Annotated in this window: 23 protein-coding genes and 2 pseudogenes; 17 read left to right on the plus strand and 8 right to left on the minus strand. The window is 59.4% G+C overall.

Going from position 1 to position 19,643, the window contains the following annotated elements:
- Positions 1-25: 25 nt before the first annotated feature.
- The gene (locus ATB1_RS22475) at positions 26-163 is read right to left on the minus strand and encodes a hypothetical protein (protein WP_008096044.1); all 138 of its coding nucleotides are present in this window, start codon (positions 161-163) and stop codon (positions 26-28) included.
- A 54-nt stretch (positions 164-217) separates the two neighbouring features.
- Between ATB1_RS22475 and ATB1_RS13900 the strand changes: the two genes are divergently transcribed.
- Positions 218-1,453, plus strand: a complete 1,236-nt coding sequence (locus ATB1_RS13900) for an RNA-guided endonuclease TnpB family protein (protein ID WP_042664614.1) — start codon at positions 218-220, stop codon at positions 1,451-1,453.
- A 239-nt stretch (positions 1,454-1,692) separates the two neighbouring features.
- Positions 1,693-1,869: a hypothetical protein gene (locus ATB1_RS22480; RefSeq protein WP_198526108.1), complete on the plus strand. Its 177-nt coding sequence runs from the start codon at positions 1,693-1,695 to the stop codon at positions 1,867-1,869.
- A 134-nt stretch (positions 1,870-2,003) separates the two neighbouring features.
- Here the strand turns inward: ATB1_RS22480 and ATB1_RS20920 are convergent, their stop codons facing one another.
- Entirely contained in the window at positions 2,004-3,269 is a 1,266-nt protein-coding gene (locus tag ATB1_RS20920) for a Fic family protein (RefSeq protein ID WP_198526109.1), read from the minus strand.
- A gap of 390 nt (positions 3,270-3,659) precedes the next feature.
- On the opposite strand from ATB1_RS20920, the gene ATB1_RS13910 reads away from it, so the two are divergent.
- A complete protein-coding gene (locus ATB1_RS13910) occupies positions 3,660-3,962 on the plus strand; it encodes a ribbon-helix-helix domain-containing protein (protein WP_042664617.1) in 303 nt (100 codons plus the stop codon).
- Positions 3,963-4,079: 117 nt separating this feature from the next.
- On the opposite strand, the gene ATB1_RS13915 is transcribed toward ATB1_RS13910, so the two are convergent.
- A complete protein-coding gene (locus ATB1_RS13915; RefSeq protein ID WP_042664620.1) occupies positions 4,080-4,739 on the minus strand; it encodes a helix-turn-helix domain-containing protein in 660 nt (219 codons plus the stop codon).
- A 484-nt stretch (positions 4,740-5,223) separates the two neighbouring features.
- Positions 5,224-5,412, minus strand: a complete 189-nt coding sequence (locus ATB1_RS13920) for a hypothetical protein (protein WP_042664622.1) — start codon at positions 5,410-5,412, stop codon at positions 5,224-5,226.
- Between the two features lie 206 nt (positions 5,413-5,618).
- On the opposite strand from ATB1_RS13920, the gene ATB1_RS13925 reads away from it, so the two are divergent.
- The 3 genes from ATB1_RS13925 (at position 5,619) to ATB1_RS13935 (ending at position 8,193) form a co-directional block, all read left to right on the plus strand.
- On the plus strand, positions 5,619-5,855 hold the full coding sequence (locus ATB1_RS13925) for a hypothetical protein (RefSeq protein WP_042664623.1): 237 nt from the start codon (positions 5,619-5,621) through the stop codon (positions 5,853-5,855).
- Positions 5,852-6,205: a type II toxin-antitoxin system PemK/MazF family toxin gene (locus ATB1_RS13930; RefSeq protein ID WP_042664624.1), complete on the plus strand. Its 354-nt coding sequence runs from the start codon at positions 5,852-5,854 to the stop codon at positions 6,203-6,205. Before ATB1_RS13925 ends, ATB1_RS13930 begins: the two co-directional genes overlap by 4 nt.
- Before the next feature lie 602 nt (positions 6,206-6,807).
- The gene (locus ATB1_RS13935) at positions 6,808-8,193 is read left to right on the plus strand and encodes an ATP-binding protein (RefSeq protein ID WP_082256424.1); all 1,386 of its coding nucleotides are present in this window, start codon (positions 6,808-6,810) and stop codon (positions 8,191-8,193) included.
- A 194-nt stretch (positions 8,194-8,387) separates the two neighbouring features.
- Here the strand turns inward: ATB1_RS13935 and ATB1_RS13940 are convergent, their stop codons facing one another.
- Positions 8,388-10,190: a choice-of-anchor I family protein gene (locus ATB1_RS13940; RefSeq protein WP_241768248.1), complete on the minus strand. Its 1,803-nt coding sequence runs from the start codon at positions 10,188-10,190 to the stop codon at positions 8,388-8,390.
- A 411-nt stretch (positions 10,191-10,601) separates the two neighbouring features.
- On the opposite strand from ATB1_RS13940, the gene ATB1_RS13950 reads away from it, so the two are divergent.
- From ATB1_RS13950 to ATB1_RS13970, 7 genes and pseudogenes are all read left to right on the plus strand, one after another.
- A complete protein-coding gene (locus ATB1_RS13950; protein ID WP_042664632.1) occupies positions 10,602-11,036 on the plus strand; it encodes a nucleotidyltransferase domain-containing protein in 435 nt (144 codons plus the stop codon).
- Positions 11,037-11,114: 78 nt separating this feature from the next.
- The gene (locus ATB1_RS13955; protein ID WP_277813231.1) at positions 11,115-11,363 is read left to right on the plus strand and encodes a HepT-like ribonuclease domain-containing protein; all 249 of its coding nucleotides are present in this window, start codon (positions 11,115-11,117) and stop codon (positions 11,361-11,363) included.
- Positions 11,314-11,496, plus strand: a complete 183-nt coding sequence (locus ATB1_RS23925) for a HepT-like ribonuclease domain-containing protein (RefSeq protein ID WP_277813230.1) — start codon at positions 11,314-11,316, stop codon at positions 11,494-11,496. The genes ATB1_RS13955 and ATB1_RS23925 overlap by 50 nt, the downstream gene beginning before the upstream one ends.
- A gap of 103 nt (positions 11,497-11,599) precedes the next feature.
- Positions 11,600-12,857 (plus strand): annotated as a pseudogene (locus ATB1_RS13960) (RNA-guided endonuclease InsQ/TnpB family protein).
- An 879-nt stretch (positions 12,858-13,736) separates the two neighbouring features.
- Entirely contained in the window at positions 13,737-13,877 is a 141-nt protein-coding gene (locus tag ATB1_RS22065; protein ID WP_157837750.1) for a hypothetical protein, read from the plus strand.
- 59 nt (positions 13,878-13,936) lie between these two features.
- Positions 13,937-14,317, plus strand: coding sequence for a hypothetical protein (locus ATB1_RS13965; RefSeq protein WP_042664634.1), 381 nt, complete (start codon positions 13,937-13,939; stop codon positions 14,315-14,317).
- A 121-nt stretch (positions 14,318-14,438) separates the two neighbouring features.
- On the plus strand, positions 14,439-15,224 hold the full coding sequence (locus ATB1_RS13970) for a winged helix-turn-helix domain-containing protein (protein WP_241768249.1): 786 nt from the start codon (positions 14,439-14,441) through the stop codon (positions 15,222-15,224).
- A 181-nt stretch (positions 15,225-15,405) separates the two neighbouring features.
- On the opposite strand, the gene ATB1_RS24170 is transcribed toward ATB1_RS13970, so the two are convergent.
- The gene (locus ATB1_RS24170; protein WP_343122544.1) at positions 15,406-15,912 is read right to left on the minus strand and encodes a hypothetical protein; all 507 of its coding nucleotides are present in this window, start codon (positions 15,910-15,912) and stop codon (positions 15,406-15,408) included.
- A 55-nt stretch (positions 15,913-15,967) separates the two neighbouring features.
- Between ATB1_RS24170 and ATB1_RS23435 the strand changes: the two genes are divergently transcribed.
- Together ATB1_RS23435 and ATB1_RS13980 are read left to right on the plus strand one after the other, a co-directional pair.
- Entirely contained in the window at positions 15,968-17,038 is a 1,071-nt protein-coding gene (locus ATB1_RS23435; protein ID WP_241768251.1) for a hypothetical protein, read from the plus strand.
- Positions 17,039-17,288: 250 nt separating this feature from the next.
- Positions 17,289-17,627 (plus strand): hypothetical protein, encoded by a 339-nt coding sequence (locus tag ATB1_RS13980; protein ID WP_052368005.1) that lies wholly within the window; start codon positions 17,289-17,291, stop codon positions 17,625-17,627.
- A gap of 27 nt (positions 17,628-17,654) precedes the next feature.
- Here ATB1_RS13980 and ATB1_RS13985 read toward each other — a convergent pair whose 3' ends face one another.
- On the minus strand, positions 17,655-17,978 hold the full coding sequence (locus ATB1_RS13985; protein WP_042664637.1) for a hypothetical protein: 324 nt from the start codon (positions 17,976-17,978) through the stop codon (positions 17,655-17,657).
- Positions 17,979-18,381: 403 nt separating this feature from the next.
- On the opposite strand from ATB1_RS13985, the gene ATB1_RS13990 reads away from it, so the two are divergent.
- Both ATB1_RS13990 and lrp read left to right on the plus strand, forming a co-directional pair.
- On the plus strand, positions 18,382-18,648 hold the full coding sequence (locus ATB1_RS13990) for a hypothetical protein (protein ID WP_241768250.1): 267 nt from the start codon (positions 18,382-18,384) through the stop codon (positions 18,646-18,648).
- A gap of 109 nt (positions 18,649-18,757) precedes the next feature.
- Entirely contained in the window at positions 18,758-19,219 is a 462-nt protein-coding gene (gene lrp, locus ATB1_RS13995; protein ID WP_042664639.1) for an HTH-type transcriptional regulator Lrp, read from the plus strand.
- A 2-nt stretch (positions 19,220-19,221) separates the two neighbouring features.
- Here the strand turns inward: lrp and ATB1_RS20935 are convergent.
- Positions 19,222-19,639, minus strand: a pseudogene (locus ATB1_RS20935) (sensor histidine kinase).
- Between the last annotated feature and the right edge of the window lie 4 nt (positions 19,640-19,643).

The raw sequence follows: 19,643 nt of genomic DNA on the forward strand, positions 1-19,643 counted from the left end.
AATGCGACACGGTGTTGACCACCCGCTACTCGGTGGTCGGGCCGGAATCCAACTCCCGCTGTGCGTGGAGTAGCATCCCTTTCCACGTTAGACCGTGGCGTTTCTTCGTCTCTTTCAGCGACTCGTACTGTTCCTCGTCTACCTCGAAGTTAATGTGTGGCATGAGTAATTCATGTTCTCCGACACACTTAACTTTGTCTAAGGTTTATCTACGGGTGTGTCTGAGACGGTGACAAAGACGCTACAAGCCACGCTCGCAACGCCCACCACGGGCAAAGAGCAACGCCTACAGCGGCTCTTGGACACCTACCGCGAAGCACTCCACGACGCCTTCGACAACAGGGCGGATACAATGTCTGCCGTCAACGACGTTGTAACGCCCTACGAACTTCCGTACCAAGCCAAAGACGCGCTTAAATCCTACGTCCCGAAACTCCGTTCGACGTACAACGCCGAGGAGTTGGACGACGAGCATCCGCTTCGACTCGTCAATCGGGCCGCGAAGTTCGACTACTCCGACGAGCGCGAACACGGCTTCGTGTGGCAGGTTCCGCAACCCGGACGCGGGACGAATTTCTGGATTCCGCTTCGGGTTAACCCCGAACAGGAATCTCTGTGGTTCGACCTGCTCTCCGAAGACGCGAAGGCGGGCGAGTTGCGGCTACAGCGCCACCGCACGTCGTGGGAGTTGCACGTCACCGTCGAATACCCGGTCGAAGAATCGACCGACCCGGACAACCCGACGTATATTGGCTTCGACGTAGGCGAGAGCGCGTTGATAACGGGCTGTGCCCTCAAACGCGACGTACCACGGAAGCCAATGCTCGTCAGCGGCAGTCGAGCGCGACATCTTCGCAAAGAGATGTTCACCACACTCCGGCGGCTACAGTCGAGAGACGCCACCGAGTGGCGCGTGGACGAACGGTTCGACCACTACCAAAACGCTCTGACGGATATTGTCGAGAAAGCGTCTCGGCAGGCCGTCGAGTATGCCCAACAGTTCGAGAACCCCGTTATCGTTCTCGAAGACCTGTCGTACATCCGTGAGCGGTTGGACTACGGGAAGTTCATGAACCGCCGCCTTCACGCATGGGCGTTCGCCCGGTTACAGGGCCGACTCGAAGACAAAGCGACCGAGGCAGGGATTCGCGTTGAGTACGTCAACGCGGCGTACACCTCGCAGACGTGCCACGCTTGCGGTCGTCTCGGTCGGCGGAGTCAGCAAGCGGAGTTTGTGTGTCCGCACGACGACTGCCACGTATCGGAGTTCCAAGCAGATATTAACGCGGCGGCGAACATCGCCGGTCGCGCTAACCCGTGGGGAGAGAGCGTCCGTTGGGAACCCGGACGCGATGACTCGCCACAGGATGGGAGCGCCTGTGACAGCGCCACAGTCCACCAAGAGACGAGTCCGAGAACCGGACAGATGACGCTCTCGGTGTACTCGGACTGAAACCTACCAAGCCGGATTCCCCTCGTAGGGGAAGCCCCGCCGTTTACGGCGGGGAGGATGTCACCCGGAGCACGTAGTCTGGTTCGTTGTGGAGCGTTCCATCGGTAATCGTACTTTGAAGTATGATACTCTGAAGTATGATACTCTGAAGTATCATCTAAGGCCGCACCCCTCACCAGGAGCGAACTGTGAGGAGTCGAACACACCACACTAACAGAAGGCCCGCCCCAAGCCAACTCATGGACCGGACGGACTTCTTCCTCGGCTTGATCGCCGTGCTGTTGGCCGCACAGGTATACGAGACCGGAGATGGTCACACACCACTATTCATCGTGCTTCCCGTGATGGCGATTCTGTATCTGGGACCGGTGTACCTCGTTGGGGCAGTTCTCATCGAGAACGTTGTCGACAGCTGATCGACAGACAACGCACAACGGCGGCGAAGACGCGAGACGCCACGGAAACGGCGCACAAAACTCAGCGACTGTGTGTCATCGAGAGCACCATCGATACGCCGACGCAATTTCCAAATCACGTTGGGGGACGTAGCTCAGCGGTTAGGGAGCTTCCAGGCGTGCTCAATATCGACGAGGTCAGTTGCATCGGGCAACTTTCTCGCTGGCTGTTCGACGATGTTCATTATTTCATCAGCTCTGAAGACACGGTTTTTGTCGTTACCAGTAATTTCAGAGACAACGCCGTCCGATTCTAATCGTTTCACGGCATTGTTCGCAGTCTGATAGACGACGCCAATTCGGTCACTCGCTTCTGCAACCGTGAAATACGGGTCTTCGAATATGTCTAGTGCAAGATTTCGGACAGACTTTGCAGCATCTGCGTATCGATTTTCGTATGTCCGTCGTGTGTCAATCAGAAGTTTTGCACGAACAAATGCTTCTGCCGCCTGCTCACGAATCCCTCGAAGAAAGAACTGAAGCCATGCGTCCCACTCACCGTCTTCACTCACAGCCAAGAGACGATCTGCATACTCTGTGCGATGCTGTTCAATATACGAACTCAAATACAGAAGTGGGTAGTGCAGTAGTCCATCAGCAATAAGCATTAGTACAACGAGTAATCGGCCAACTCGCCCGTTACCATCTTTAAACGGGTGAATGGTCTCGAATTGATAATGCGCAACCGCGATATCAATAAGCGTTGGCCACGTGCGGTCAGTCTGGATAAACTGTTCGAGGTCGGTCATCAACCGCGAGACCATATCCGGCTTTGGGGGAATAAACCGAACACGGTTTCCAAACCCATGGGGGTTTGACTCTTCGATGACTGTAAACCCAGGGCGAAACTCACCGGGGAGTGGATCATCTCCATCACTCCGTCCGCGTTCTAGTAATTGCTCATGAAGTGATTTCACAAGCTCTGTCGTGAGACTCGTGCGTTCGAATCCAGCAGTCCGAAGATACGAGACAGCACGATCCAATGCTCGGATATAATTTCGTGCTTCTCGGACATCCGCTTCGTGTGAACGGTTTTGGCCACTCTGTATCGTGAGCTGGTTGATATCGTACCGATAGATGTCAGAAACGGTCACGTTTGTTCCTTCGACACGAGAGGACTGCTCAGCTTCTTTGTATACAAATGAACTGAATACTGCTCCGGGGTTGTCAATCTCGCTTCCAAGTCCTTCTAGTCGACCGAGGGCCCACATCGCATTCCCATGTTCTTGAATGACCTCCTCGGAGAGTTCAAACCGTGGAGGGAGCTTGTCTGGGAAATATGCCTTTGGGAGTGCCTGATCTGTCCGGAGGGGCATATATTGTCCTGGTGCATTTGCAGGAAGGTCGTACCCATCTTTCATTGTGGAATGAATGCATCCACGAGGTAAAAAAATTTCGTTAAAATTAAAATATGGTCAATATAGAACACCGCCAATTTTAATTTTCACCGATTATTTTGAATTACTCGGCCATGACGAACTCGAGGGCTTCGTCAACGAGCTCAAATTGATCTCCTCCGCGACTTTAGGCGCGGGAGGAGGCCAAGGCGATTCTGTATCTGGGGCCGGTGTACCTCGTTGGGGCAGTTCTCATCGAGAACGTTGTCGACAGCTGATCCGGAGCACACGGTCCGTCTCGTAGATGCGAGACGCCACGGAAACGGCGTACAAAACTGGAGCAGCGACTGTGTGACGTCGAGAACGCCATCGACATGCCGACACAGGCTTGTCTTTTCCTGTCCACCGATAGATATGACGAAAAAACGGGTCACCATCGAGCTTCCAGAAGCCTTGGTGGCACGCGCGGACGTCGCGGCCGAAGTGACGCACACAAACCGAACGGAGATTCTCATCGAAGCGCTCCGGCAGTATCTCGAACAAAAAGCGTCTGACGAGCAGTTTCGTGAAGCTGTCGTTGAACGCTATCTGGATGGTCAGATTCAGTTTGAGAAGCTTGCCGAAATTATCGGGCGACAGGATGCCGAAGCCGTCCGCGCCTCGAAGGAAGTCCTCGACCGTGGTGAAGCACTCGCAGACAAATTCACAGAGCATTGACAACCTCCGCACCCAGAAGGGTGGGGCTTTCTCCTTGACTATTCGCAACTGATGCATACTGAACAAGTCGTGCGCGAGCAACGATGGGTCCCGTGAATCACAGCCGACGCCCACGACCTACCCCTGCGCAGACGCCGACTCGTTAACGACCGTCTGCTGGATGAGTTGCTTTACGCCTCTGCGAAACCGTTCGGACGCGGAACTGTCTGAGATGTCAAGCTGCTCTCCCAGTTCGGCCAGCGAACACGTCCGCGGAATTTCCAGATACCCACACTCAGATGCAACAACCAACATCTCCCGTTGGGCGTCCGTCAGCGACACGCTGGCTCCGTCTTGGTACGTCTCCTCGTAGAGTCGCTTGACCGAGACGGTGATATCGTGGTCACGACAGAACTCCATGATGTGTCTGAAGGCGTCTCGACTCGGGAACTGGGCGTGACACCGCCAGCCGTTGTTGGTCCCGACCGCACGCTGGAGGACGCCCCCGACCGAGATGAACTCGGGCATGAGACTCGTCTCGTCTCCGATCGGAGTGAAGTCCACTCGGTAGAATCGGCGGTCGCCCGTATTGTCCAAGAGGGTTGGGTTCGTCACTGCGGGGTCGTCAGCCAGCGCCCGCTCGACCGCCGCGAAGTCGTCGCTCCGCACCGAAAAGAGCATCTGCGTCCGGTCGTCTGCACCACGATACGTCTCTTCCCATTCGACCTCAATGTCGGGTATCTCTCGTAACGGCGTGAGCAAGACCGGATGGTCGATCGTGAATTCTGCTATGAGCATTGGTAGCATCCCCCACTAGATGATAAAATGTGATGGTCATAGATAAACACCCGGGAGGCTCAGGCAGGAGAGTGATTGTCTGCTCGCGAGAACAACCAGTCGATGTCAACCTTCGGCGTGCCGTCGTCGCAGCAGGAACCTGATCGCCTCGGGGAGCTGTGCGAGGTTTTAGCAAACGAGCGTCGTCGCCACGTCCTGTACGCTCTCCGTGACGCGGACGACGCGACAGTCGCTGTCGAGCGGCTCGTCCAGTCGCTCGTCGAGCGGACGGGTGACGACGATCGGCACGAGTTGAACTGCATCTACACCACGTTTCGCTGCCGAAACTCGTCAACGCGGGCGTCATCGAACACGACCGCCGGAGTGGGTGTGTCCGGTATCGGCCATCCCCACAGCTCGACCAACTGCTGGAACAGGTGTCGACACTCGAAGAGCGCGACTAGTCGCACTCCAACCCAACAGCCTATCCGAGAACGTCGCCATCCTACTCGTGGGACTGCCGACGGACCTCGTTGATCAACGTCGGGAGAACGATGCTCACACCGAACAGCGCGACGAGTTCGACAAGCCCGTTCCCCAGATACTCTTGTGCTAGGTACCAGGCGGGAAGCCCGAGAACCATGAACACGAGCGCCGTCTTCGTCTCGGTACTCAAGAGTCGATTGCCGGCCATAGTCGTTGTTCAGCGCCCGTGATGGTAAATACGCCCCACGAGTTCTCGATGGGCCGTTCCAACAGCGCTGGCACAGAGAACAAACACGTGCTGACGCAGGCAATTTACGTCACTCACGACCGACGTCATGGGGGGTACTGACTAGATCTACGCCGTGGGCAATAGTGGGTAAGGTATTTCTTGTAGTGGGTTATAGTGGGTACACGATGGAAATCGACGCCCGTGACCTGCGAACCAACGACACCGACGACCGAGGTCGAATTTATCTCGGGACGGAGTACGCGAACAAGCGCGTGACCGTCGCTGTCGTGGAAGTCGAAAACAGCCACCCTGACGAAGACGAACTCGCCGCTGCCTATCAAGAGGCCTCTGAGAGTGCGGTATCGTTGGCCGAAGCGTGGGACGACACGTCGGACGAAGCGTGGCAGGGGCTGGATGAATGAGCGAGGAGACGGACGTTCAACGCGGTGACGTCGTCATCGTCCGATTGGATCCTGCTGAAGGCCACGAGATGAAGAAGACCCGGCCGGCAGTTGTCATCCAGAACGATGTCGGGAACGCAAATTCGAGTACGACTATTGTCGCACCTGCGACAGGCACGTACCGTGGCTACCCGTTCGAAGTACTGGTCGAAGCGGACAACTCACCATTCGAGAAGGATTCGTCAGTCCGGCTTGACCAGATTCGTGTCGTCTCTATCGAAACACGGATTCACTCGGTCGTCGGGAACCTGGCTACTGGAACGATGGAACAAGTTGACGATGCACTCAAACTGAGCCTCGGACTCAATTGAACGGGTGTCCGCTTCGGGCGTTTAATACCTCAACGCTCGGGGTTCCAGCGTTGACGAGACCAGCGGTCTCGTTCGCACACCAGAACGCGCTGCGTTCTGGGGACGCCTTTAGCTGCTTCTCGTGGCTTCTCCCTCCGATTTCCGATACGCACTGCCCATCGGAAGCGAAGGGTTCGTTCGTGACCCAGTCACTGCCGAAGACGCGAACGTCCCGCAAGAACAGATGAAGTCGTGGGGGGAGCGAGCAAACTGTATTGAACAGTCCACACCGAGGATTCGGGGACACGACGAAATTCGTGCTGGCGATGTGAAGCAGTACCGTACCCCACGACTTCATCTGTTTCAGCGCGCTTCAAGCGCTAACACGCCTGCAATCGACGCTTCAGTCTCGATAGGAAGGGACGGCTCTGTTGAACTCCCCTGGGCCTGACAGAATGTGCGTGCTGCATACAGCGGGTCGGATTCCTCCCACGGCTTCAGCCGTGGGCTTCCTCCTCGTAATCATGTGAGTCTCCGTACTCGAAAATAGCCTATTTCAGAATAGCCTATTTTGAATTTGGTTATTCGGCATAGTTAACTGCGTGCGAGGAGAGGTGAGGATCATGGAACGGTTCGTGGATCGGGAAATCGAACTATCTCAGCTGCGAGAGTGCTACGCGTCCGACAGCCCAGAGATGATTGTCATCTTTGGACGGCGTCGTCTCGGAAAGACGCAGCTCGTTCAACACTCACTCAAGGAGAGGGATGATGCCGTCGTATACCAAGCGACGCAGACGACACCACAGGTGCAACTCGACGAATTCGTTGACGCCGCCTCAGGTTCCTTCCCTGGAATTGAACACATCAAACAGAATTGGGAGTCACTACTCGGGTACCTCGTCGAACAGGGAGGAATTGTCGTACTCGACGAATTTCCATATCTCATCGACGCCGACAAGAGCATCCCTTCGGTGATTCAGCGATTGTGGGACCAACGCCTCCAGAACACGAGTGGAACACTCATCCTCGTTGGATCATCGATTAGCATGATGGAGGAAGCAACCCTGTTAGGAAACAGCCCGCTTTACGGGCGATTCACCGAGAAAATCGATCTCCGACAACTCGGATTTGCTGCTGCCCAGGAGTTCTTCCCGGAACACTACACGCCTGAAGACCGGATTTTTGCATGGGGTGTCTTCGGTGGTGTTCCATACTATCTCGATGGCATCGACCTTGAGCACGACCTTGGAACTGTGATTTCTGACTCCCTCCTCTCACAGCAGGGATATCTCCACAACGAACCGGAGTACGTCCTCCGAACTGAGTTAACTGAGCCGAATCGATACTTTGCGATTCTCAAGGCCATCGCTGCAGGGAATACCACGTCAAATGAGATTGCACAGATGGTTGGAATCGACGGAAAGCAGATTTCGACCTACACCCAGAAACTAGAACGCCTTCGGCTCATCGAACGCGAAGTTCCACTCACAGAAGAGAAAGCTCGCTCCCGCCGTGGCCGCTACCGGATTCTCGACCCACTGTTTCGGTTCTGGTTCCGATTTGTCTACGGGAACGAAGACCGATACGAGCGATTGGGCGACGAAGCGTATGAGGCAGTCATCGAGCCCGAACTCCCTGACTTCGTGAGTTCACAGTTTGAAGTCCTCTGCCAGGATGCGCTTCCTGGACTGTATCCGGATAAAACGTTCTTAGATATCGGCCGGTGGTGGTACAAAGAACACGAAGTCGACATCGTCGGTTTCACTACGGAGGGTACGATGGTCGTCGGCGAGTGTAAATTCACGAATGCCCCGCTCGACTACAGTGCGCTTGCGTCACTCGAAGAACACACAGAAGAAATCAGATGGACCCCTGACAGTGGCGGAGAAGTCGACAGAGCGTATGCACTGTTTACTCGGAGCGGGGCGACCCAAACTGTCCGAAAAGCGGTTGCAAAGCGAGATGACGTGCGGCTGTTTGGGTTAACTGACATAACAAACAACGTGTAGTCCGAAAGCCTGCAAGCTAACCACCGTGGGCTCACGGAGAGGAGCACCGCCCGAGTGGGCCACCTCGGGGCCACATGATTCGCGACGCGGAGTCGCTCGTCACCACGGACAGCGTCGAGTGCCGTCCACCCCCGAGGTGCTCGCCGTGTGTATCTGCCGTCGCCCGCTACGGACCCGCAGTTGACACCGTTAGCTCACGAGCCGCGGCCGTTGCCACGGCCCTTTCCACGGCCGTTCTTACGCCCGTTCCCACGCGAGTCGGCACACGACCCCACAGCAACGTCCTCGCTCTCGTCGCTCGTCACGCGGAATATCGCCGTCGTGCCACTGATTTCGTGGCCGACGAAGACGAGCGGGTCGTCAATCGGGCTCTCTTCGGCGGTCGCGAAGTCCAGTCCCTCCGGGCCGAGGTCGCCAGCAGCGCCGGCGGGCGCGTCACCGTCTTCGATGGCCGCTTCGATATCGACCGAGAAGTCCCGGTTGTTGACGTACTCGACGAACGTGGCACACTCGGGGTCGGTGATGTCGTACACCATGACGCCGCCGATGCGTTCGAGGCCGATGAACGCGTAGTACCGGTCGCCGACCTGCCCGATTGTCAGCCCCTCGGGCTCGGGGCCTTTGTTGTCGCTACGACCGTCAGGGTCGTGTTCGTTGTTGTCGTTGTTGAACTGGTCGCCGAACCGCTCGGCGGTGATGTCTTCGAAGTCGCTCCCGCTGTCGAACACTCGCGTGCCATTCGTCGTGAAGATGCTGAACGACCGGCCACCGAAGACGTAGAGCTCCTCGTAGCGCCCGTCGCCGTCGACGTCGCCGAGCGTCGTTGTCACGCCTTTGGCACCGAGATGTTCGGGCTGTTGGAGTTCTGCGACGCTGTCGATCCCCTCGATCTGGTCAAAGTCGAACGCCTCGGGGTCGAGTCGAAGGTCCGAGACCTCGGCTTCCTCGCTGAACGAGTCGTAATCGCGGCTGTCGCCCTCGTTGGCCGTCACGAGGTAGGTCTGGCCGTCGGGGCTGTATGCGCCGATCGCGTCGGGCTGGAGGATGCCGTTGATCGGCCAGTTCCGGATGTTGACCCCGCCGTCCTCGTTGCTCGCGTCGAGTTCGTTCCCCGCCAGGCTGTAGTCCTTGAAGCCCAGCGGCATGAGGTCCGTGATCGTCGCCGTGTCGATATCGATCGCCGCGATCGCGTTGTTCTCCTGCAGCGAGACCCACGCCGTCTTCGAGTCGTCGCTCACGGCCACGTACTCCGGCTCGAAGTCCTGTGATGCACTCGCGTTCGGCCCGAAGATGCGGATGCCTTGCTCTCGGAGCTGGTCTTCCTTGCCGTCGAAGACCGTGAAGTCAGCAGTGCTGACCGTCGGCGCAGCCGCGCCGTCGGACACGTCGACGATGCTGACCGAACCACGGGGGTCGTACGCGTAGTTGTCGGTCGGCTCGCCCTCGTTCGCGACGAGCACTCGCGTTCCGTCGGGGGTGAAGGTGACTTTGTCCGGCAGCGGACCGACCGGGGCCGTCCCTAGGAGGCCGAGCGTCTCAGGGTCGTAGAAGCCAACCTGTCCGGGGTCCTGTGCGACCTCGGCTTCGAGCGCGACGGCGACAACGTCGGCGGACGTCGCGACGCTGTTCGCGGAGCTCACGCCGTCGAGTTCGCTCGCGGCGTCGATCGTGCCGACCTTCTCGGGCGCGGTCGGGTCCGACACGTCCAGTACGTCGACGCCGCCGAGCTCGGCGTTGATCACGAACAGCCGCTGGGTGGGGGCGTGGTAGGCGATGATTTCAGCCCCACCTTCGTCGAACAGCCCCGACTCGTACCGGCCGATCTGTTCTAACGCGACGTTCTCGACGCCCGAAACCCCACCCGCAGTCTCGGAGTCAGCCGCCGCCTGGTCGGTACCCGCGACAGCCGTCCCTGCGAGGAGTCCAAGAACGGTACTTCCCGTGAGACCAAGCACAGCTCGACGCCCGATTTCGCTCGTCTGGTGTGTTCGTTCCACACCCGATGCCCTCGGGCGGACACGTTAAACACTTATAATATATGATACTAGTGCTATGTAGTGAACTGTTGACCACGGAGGTCCTGTTTATCGAATCCCAACATATCGAGACGGCTCCCCTGACAGCCGTCACCGTTGAATCGTTGGGAGTCGCTCTGTTCTGGGTTTTTGCGGTTGCTTTGGCACTTCATCCGGAAGTAACCCGCCAGAGATACCGGGGGTTCCAACAGAACCGTCAACGCTTCGAACCACATGCTGAGGGTGGTCGTTCGCGAGCAACACGGAGGTCTCGCGAACGGCATGAACAGGATGGCGGTGTGCGTTGTTCACCGGCGGACGGCGAGTGGGGCAACCGTGACGATTGCCAGGGGACCCACGGAACTATATTAAGCAGGAACGCGAAGTACCAGCATGCCCAAACCGGATGACTCCTCTGTCGAAACAATCGAATTCGAGGAGATCAAAGACTACCTCGATCAAACCGAGGTCATCTTCGCAGTACTGTTTGGGTCACATGCAAGCGGAACAGCAGACGAGTCATCGGACGTTGATATCGCACTTCTGTTTCCAGACGGACTGTCCGAAGCCGAGCGATTCCGCCGGCGCAACCGTATCGACGCTGACCTACAGGCATACGCAGACGGATTCGTCGACGTAAGCGATATTGAGTCGCTGCCAACACACGTTGCGCACGCTGCGCTCCGAGATGGAGTTCGTCTTGTTGGTGACCAGAAGGACGTTGACACGTACAAGCAGGACGTTGCAGCCGAGTATGACGCAAACGCGAGCGAACGAGACCAAGAACGGCGAGAATTCATCGATCGACTCGCTCGTGGTGACGTCTAGATGGTCGATGCGGAGATTGTCGTTGACAAGCTTCGGTACATCAACGAGTACACCAACGATCTGAAGGAGATGCGGGGCATGTCCAAAGCTGAGTACGTTGACGATCTCATCGTTCAACGAGCGGTTGAGCGGACGTTGATGAACCTCATTCAGTCCTGTATCGATCTCGCTCAGCATATCCGTGCTTCAGAGGGCCTCTCCCCGAGTGGGACTGCAAAAAAACGAGATTGCGTCGCTTGGGAATGCGGGCATACTCTCACCCGACGTCCAAGAACAGATGGAAGAAGCAGTCGGGTTCCGGAATGTTCTCGCCCATGGGTACGGTGATGTGAACCACGACGTCGTTTATGATGTGTTACATGACGACCTCCACTGGTTCGACCAATTCCAGCAGGAAACCGCACAGTGGTTTCAGCATTTTCGAGGTGGAGCCTCCGGCCTCAAGGAGCGAACGGAGTGAGCGAGTAGGCCGGAGAGGAAACCGGTATGGTGCGACACAACCGGCATACTGCGACGACCTGACTCCCAAGCGTTTAAGAACCATCAGCAACTACATCTGAAACATGGAGGTCCGGCGGACCGCACCCGTCAAACTCGTCGTTCCCGACGAGCGACGCGAGGATCTCCACGAATCCGCCCGGCAGTTCCTTTACTGTGCCAACCGTGCTGCTGAGTTCTGTTGGTCCGACCGCTCCTACACCGAGTGCGTCACGGTCAACACGACTACACGGGACGCGCTCTACGACGAACTCCGTGTGGAAACTAATCTCACCGCAAACCTCGTTCAGGAAGCCATCCGACGCGGCGTTGAAGCCGTCGAAAGGATGTGTCGAACGGTGGAAAAACGGGAAGCGAGTGAGTCAACCGGAGTTCACATCGTGGAGTATGCTCTACGACAAGCGGAGCGCTACGTTCTACCGGAACAAAGTCTCGCTATCGACTGTCAACGGCCGTGTTGTGTGTGAGTTTGAACTTCCCTCGGATAGCCCCACACCGTACGAACAGTACGTGCTGTCAGAGGAGTTTGAGTTCCGAGCGAGCACGCTTCAGTACGACGCAGTAGACGACGAGTTCTACTTCCATATCACCACCCGAAAGTACGACTCCGAAAGAGACGGCGAGCCGTCTGAGGTTTCGGCAGATACTGAGCACCAAACAGTCCTCGGTATCGACCTCGGCGTCAGCAGTCTTGCCGTCTCCTCGACGGGACGCTTCTGGCAGGGAGACGACTACGACCACTGGTGCCGCGAGTTCGAGAAACGACGAGGTGAGATGCAACAACGCGGCACGCAAGCCGCACACAACGCCTTGTTGCGCCTCGGAAAGCGAGAGGAAGCATGGCGGAAACAGTACATACACACCGTCGCTAATGAGATAATTACGGAGGCCGTCGAACACGATTGCGACGTGATCGTGTTCGAAGAGTTGACCGACATTCGAGAGCGGCTTCCACAGGCAAAGTGGCACCACATCTGGGCGTTCCGACGTCTGTACGAGTACGTCTCGTACAAGGCCCCGGAACGCGGTGTTTCGGTGGAGCAGGTCGGGTCGAACCACACGTCCCAACGCTGTTCTCGGACGGACTGTGGGTTCACGCACGAGGACAACCGCCACGGAGAGTATTTTGAATGCCTGAAGTGCGGGTACGAAGTGAACGCCGACTACAATGCAGCGAAGAACATCGGCGTGAGGTACGTTCGGAAGGAGACGCACAAACTCCGTTCCTCGCCCAAGTCGGGGAGCGGAGACGCACCAGTAGACGTGCGTGTGAATGGTGGGATGTTGAACGGTGAGAGTCACCAGCCTCTTGCTGGCGACTGATCGCCGGGAGTCCACATCAAAGCCCTACCCTCAAGGACCGAGGCGCGGAGCGCCGAGGGAGTAGGGTGGGGTAGTTTACTTGTGGATACACGCCGGAGTGATGCCGCGCCGGCGACAGCCCGGGGCATCCGATTCGTGTGGAGAATCTAACACGACGATGAACCGAACGAGGACGCACCCAACCGCCAGCCATCCACGACCACGCCGACGCTACCACGCCGCCCACCGCGATACACCCCTGCCGATATACCCGGCTGATTCTACACCCCTGATGTCGAGGGTGAACCGGGATACACGCGCTACACCCCCGACATGCAGGGGTGTACATGGACGCCGATTCTCCGCAAGGGTGTACTCGATTCGCATCGATTCGTGACGCATCCGGGCCGCCATCGACGCCGGCTGTGTGGCTCTCGTCGCCCCACCCAATTCCGGCCTGCAGCCGTCTCACACGTCTCTGGGCGCGTTTGTGGATTCACGGTCGGCCCTGCAAATGCTGTCTCGACGGCCGGTTGTCGTCGCTCGAACGGGGTCGAAAATCGTCGCTTCCCCGGTACACCCGCTCGTAGATGGGGTGTACCGACCGATTTCGAAACCGGAAATTCGCCTCGAAGTGGCGTTTCGATGCAGACGCGACGCGCGTCGACGACAGTCCACAGTCTCTCGTCTGTCGCCGTCTGAACGCTCAGTTCGGCCCGTTCGACCTGAAATGGGGGTTCGTCGAGAGGGCCCGAATATGGCCGCGATTGCCGGCCGACTGTGGGTGCCAAGCGACGACGGCCGAAGAGGGCACGTTGTTGCGGGAGTTGGCGTGGGTGTACGCTGACTCGCCCCACCAACGGGAGTGGATTTTTCCGACTCGAACTGAAGACGGAGAATATGGTTCCCGTACAGTCGATACTCAAGGGACTCATCGGCCTGCTGTTTGTGTTGTTCCTGGTCGCCGGCCCTATCCTCCTGTACATCCTGGTCCGGAGCGAGGGACTCCTCGGTGACCCACCCGGTCGGGGTCTCCAGTAACACCCCCGACGAGACGGCGCGGACTTATTTCCCCACTCGACTCGACACACGAGTACGGAATGGCCGACACCCACGCACTCGGCGAGACGAGCAAACGACTCGGGACGTACGCGCTCATCGCCGTCGTTCTCGGTGCGCCCTTCGGTCCGTTTTGGTACGTCGAGTCGACGGTGGGCCGGCAGGCCTCACTCGTACACATCGGCGGCGCACTCGTCGCCGGGTCTGTCGTCCTCCTGTGTGGACTCGTCGTCCTCGAACGCTACGCCGGAGTCCGTGCGAAGGCCCTCGCGTCGTTCGATGGGTTCTTCCTTGGCCTCAACGCGGGCGTCCTGTACGGGGAGTGGCTCGGTCTCTTGGGGAACGCAGTGGCGTTTTCCGGACTCGCCGGGGCACTCGTGTGGTCGCTCGGCTTCCTCGAGATTCACGACCGGATTCGGTGAGTCGTTCGCCCGGTCGGCGTGTCTCGACGGCAGCGTCGTCGGCAGACGAGTTTCAGCCGCCCTCGATTTTACGACAGTCTGCTAGAGATACACTTACAGTTCGCAGGTCCGTTCCGAGAACATGATTCCTCACGGACGGGACCCACACCAGTTGCTGGACCAAGCACCGCTGTTGGATGCGGCCCGCGATGGGCCGCTCGACCGGTCGACGCTCCAAGATGAACTCGACATCTCGCGTGCCACGGCCTATCGGTGGACGTCCGCGCTCACGGACGGCCAGTTACTCGAACAGACGGCGGCGGGCTACCAGACGACGGGCGCGGGCTGTGCCGTCGCCGACGCTGTCTCTCGATTCGAGCGCACCATCGCGGCGGCCGACTGGTTAGAACCTCTGCTCGCTCAGATTTCAGCGCCGGAGTTCACGCGTCACGTCCATCTGTTCGCCGACGCCGACCTCCACGTCGCCACGCCGCAGAACCCGAACGCGCCCATCGAACCGTGGCTCGAACAGTTCGCGTCGTTCGACCGCTCGCGGAGTCTGGTCGTCGCCGGCTGCCCGCCGAAGGTCACAGAACAGGGTATCGAGCACGCCCGAAACGACGTGGACTTCGAGGCTATCTGTACGCCGCTGGCGCTCGAAGCGGACCGAAACGCCTCGAAGAACGCGTTCGACACCATCGCGTCGGCTGACGCGCCCGCGTTGTACACCCACCCTGGACTGCCGTTCACGATGGGCATCATCGACGACGTGGTCATCGTCGGCGGCTTCGACGACGAGACAGCCCTCCCGATTGCCTCCGTCACGACCGACGATCCCGAGGCTCGCGAGTGGGCCGTGGACCTTTATCGGCGCTACAAGCGCGAAGCGGACAGGCTCGACGTGACGCAGATGAGCACCGGGCTGTAGCCACTCCACGCGCGAAACCTGTATGCCGCGTGAACAGTGTCTCACGAACTGAGACGCCGTCTCAGGGAATGACTATAATCCTGATCTGTCCGTCGAACGAGATATGGAACGGACAGGGCAGACCGAACCGGGCAACGGGGAACGACTGCACGGGCGACAAGGCAACTGGGCCGCCGGAGAATCACCGCCGACCGACTCCTACGACGTCGTCGTCGGCGGCTCCGGGATGTCGGCGTCCCTCACGGCCATGATTCTGGGAAAACGCGGCCTCGACGTGGTGATGCTCGAAGCCGGGTCGCATCCACGGTTCGCCGTCGGCGAAGCGATGCTCCCGCAGAGTTCGATGTGGATGTGGATTCTCGGGGAGTATCACGGCATTCCGGAGATTCAGTACCTCAGCGACACGAACGACATCGTCGACAACGTCACGTCGTCGTGCGGTATCAAACACTCCATCGGCTTCGCGTACCACGAGCCAGGCCAGTCGGTCGCGACGGACCACAGCCACCAGTTGATACCGCCGAGCCTGCCGTTCTACAGCGAAAGTCACCTCCTGCGTTCGGAGGTCGACCAGTATCTGGTCGCGGCCGCCGAGCGGTACGGCGTGGAATACCTCGACGAGACCGAAATCACCGGCGTGGACATCGGGCACGACGAGGTGGCCGTGACGACCGACCGCGGTCGTCATCGAGGCGGCGTTCTACGTCGACGGCACCGGCGGGAACTCCGTCCTCGCCGACGAGATGGGGTATCGCGAGGACGCCCCGGAGTTGGAGACGGATTCGCGCGCCATCTTCACGCACGTCGAAGGGCTCGCTCCGTTCGACGAGCTACTCGACGAGGCTGCCCGCCCCGGACAGTCCAACCGCCTCCACGACGGGACGCTCCACCACGTGTTCGACGGGGGCTGGATGTGGATTATCCCCTTCGACAACTTCGAGCGCTCCGAGACGAACAAAGCGAGCGTCGGGTTGGTGCTCGACCGGACGCAGTACCCCACAGACGAGTCGGTCAGCGCCGAGCGAGAGGCTCGCCGAATCATCGCTGAGTTCCCCGACATCGAGCGCCATCTCGAGTCGGCGACGCCGGTGCGACCGTGGGTCCGGACGGGGAGACTCCAGCGGACCGCCAACCAGTCCGCGGGGCACCGCCACTACCTGACGAACAACACCTACGGCTTCGTCGACCCGCTGTACGCGGTCGGGCTCGTGAACACTCTCGAATCCGTCTTCGTGTCGACCAACCTGCTGCTGGACGCGTTCGAAGACGGCGAGTTCTCGGCGACGCGCTTCGCGCCCATCGACGAGATGCACCGTCGCCAACTCGCGACCAACGACCGGGTCATCAGCAACGCGTACAAGTCGATGGGTGACTTCCGGTTGTGGAACGCGTGGACGCAGATGTGGCTGGGGCAGGTCCTGTTTCACGACCTGTATCTCCAGCGGCATTGCTTCACCTACCTCGCGTCGGGACAGCCCACCGAGTTCGACTCGCTTCTCGAAGAACCGACGCCGGGCGATGGCGCGCCGTTCGTGCCGCAGAAAGCCGAGATACACCGACGGATGGGCGAGATACTAGACGCCTACCGGGCGGGCGACGCGAGCGTTGACGAGGCCGCCGGCCTGCTGTTCGCGGAACTGCGGCGAGCGGACTGGCTCCCGAAGCACGTCTACGACTGGGGCGACGAGCGGGCGCGACACGTCGACTTCTCCGACCCCGAGCTCGTGGGAAAACTCATTCAGTGGGGAAAGACCGAGTCACCCGAACAGCTTCGCGCGGAACTGTTCGATTTCCCCGTCCCCGAGATGGCCTAACGAGTGACCACTTCGTATTCGCAGACTGAGATAACGACGTTTGTTCGGACGGACGCTCGGCGTCGACGACGGCCAACCCGTTCAGCGAGCGGGTTGGTCGTGTTCGGAACGACCGAACAAATTCAACGCTGCACACAGTACTGTGTCGCAGCATGCCACCGAGAATGCGTTCGCTCGACGAAGCAAGCGATGAGCGTCTGCGGGGACGCGAACGCCCACACAACCGCCGCGAGCGACCCAATCACGACTGATGCTGCTCTTGCTACTCGGTGGTGCGTGCCTCGTCGCACCGCTCTGTGCGGCCGCCGTCGCATTCCACGCCGGCCGTCGCGGTCGACCGTCTCGACTCCGTCGACGCTGGGCGTTCCTCGTCGGCGGTGTAAGCGTCGTCGGCTTCCTCGTTCCGCACCTGTTCGCCGACTCGGTGCAGTACCTGTACTTCGAGGTGCTCAAACCCCGCCCGATCGCCGTCACGCCGTACGAGCTTCTCGTGGTGAATCTCGGAACTGGACTGGTGTTCAGTATGGGCGCAGTCGGGTGCTACGTCGTCGCCTCGGAGATTCGGCGGCCCGACACAACGTCTCCGTGAGCCACCAGTCTCCCCCACTTCAGCTGCTCACTTCTCGTCATCAGACCCAGGAAGCCGTCGAACGGCCTTTTCCCACCTGTCGCGGGCGGCTTGCCCGGGATCCGCAAACGGGTCATACGTGATGTCTTCCGCGGTTCCGAGCTGGTTGCCCCCGTCTCGTCCGGCCGCACGCCGCCAGAGGGCGACCACCGACGCGAGCATGACCACGATGAACAGTCCGCCCAAGAGGACATTGACCGGGTATTCGAGTGCAGGCACGACGAACACGAGGACCAACGCGAGCGCGGTCAGCTGGAATGCGTACAGCAGGTAACTGAGCCACGTCCCAGTGAGTTCGAGCGTCCGACCCATCTGTCGGCTGCATCGACCCACTCCGACAAAGGATTTCGCCTGAAATAGGTGGTTCGTGTGAACTCCGAGGGTCGCCGTCGACGAGCAATCGAAGCACGTCGTCGGCCGCGTGGAGCCTGACTATCGTCGTGTCGTCACCGAGTGTGACGGGAAGGCAGATAGTTATACGCTGTTTCGTGTTGTCGGACACGATCTGATTCTGCGCAACGACTTATGATAACTGGTGGCCAGTTTCTGCACATACTGATCGCGTGCTAGTGCGTCGTCGAACGAAAGCGACGGACGTGCGACGCATTCGCCGAGTGAGGCGCAACTAGTGCGCGCCGCGACTATCTTTGATGGTTTTTCACGGCCTGTCGCGGCCGAAATAAACATATGCGGTCGGGCAAGTGTACTAGCACGGATGCCGACGCGAGAGCACATCGACCAGAAGCCCACGAGCGAGCAGCGAAGCGAACTCGCTGCGCAGGACACCCGCGACGACGACGACCGCGTCGCAACGACACCCAACGGCGCGTACACCGGCGGCTACGCGTACCACGAACTCGACGACGACGGCGAGATCGTCTGCGGCGGCCACAGCGACGGCCGGTTCGTCGAGGTCACACGCGCCGAGGCCAAGCGAACGGGCAAGACGCCTGCGGGAAGTGCGAGTGGATTCTCGGCCTGAAGCGGGACTGAAACAGCGATCTCTCGGGCGACGACGAACTAGATTCATTTCTCGACATTGTCAACTTCGACCGAGAGATTCATCACAATCACCTGCAAACCAACCGGGTATGACCTACGAAAACCTGGATTCAGACCTGATCAACGCCCTGTTGAAAGACGGACGGCGCAGTCTGCGGAGCCTCGCCGAAGAACTCGACGTGTCGGTGACGACCGTCTCGAACCACCTGCGAGACCTCGAAGACGAGGGCATCATCGAGGGCTACACGCCGCGTCTCGATTACGACGCGCTCGGCTACGACGTGACCGCGGTCATGCACCTCAAAGTCGAAGGGAGCGCGCTCACGGACGTGACCGAACTCCTCGCCGCCGAACCGCAGATGGTCTCTGTGTACGAGGTCACCGGCGACTACGACGTCCTCGCGGTCGGCAAGTTCAAAAACACAGACGACATGAACCGCCAGATCAAGGCGCTTCTGAACGAAGCGCCGATTCGCGAGTCGAACACGAGTGTCGTCCTCAACGCAGTCTCCGAAAACGAGCAGTTCGACCTCGACGCCGGCGACGCGTAGGCTCAGTCGACCCGAAAGTCGAAGCGCGCCCCGCCGTCGGTGCCCTCCGAGACCCGCACTTCCCAGCCGTGTGCGGCCGCGACCTGCGAAACGATGTTCAGGCCGAAGCCGGTGCCCTCGGGAGACGTGGTGTAGCCGGCTTCGAAGACGGTGTCGCGGTCGTCCTCGGGGATGCCCGGGGCCGTTGTCTGCGACGAAAAAGCCACGGTCAGTCCCGCCGATGGTGACGGTCACGTCCCCGTCGTCGCCGGAACCGTGCTCGATGGCGTTCCGAAACAGATTTTCGAGGAGTTGCTGGAGCTGGTCGCGGTCGGCGTCAACGACGGCGTCGGTCTCGACGGTCAGCGTCGCACCGTCGGTGACGACGTTCTGCCAGCACGCCCGCGCGAGATCGGCCAGCCCGACCGGTTCGACCTCCATGCGT

The sequence above is a fragment of the Haloferax sp. ATB1 genome (assembly GCF_000730175.1).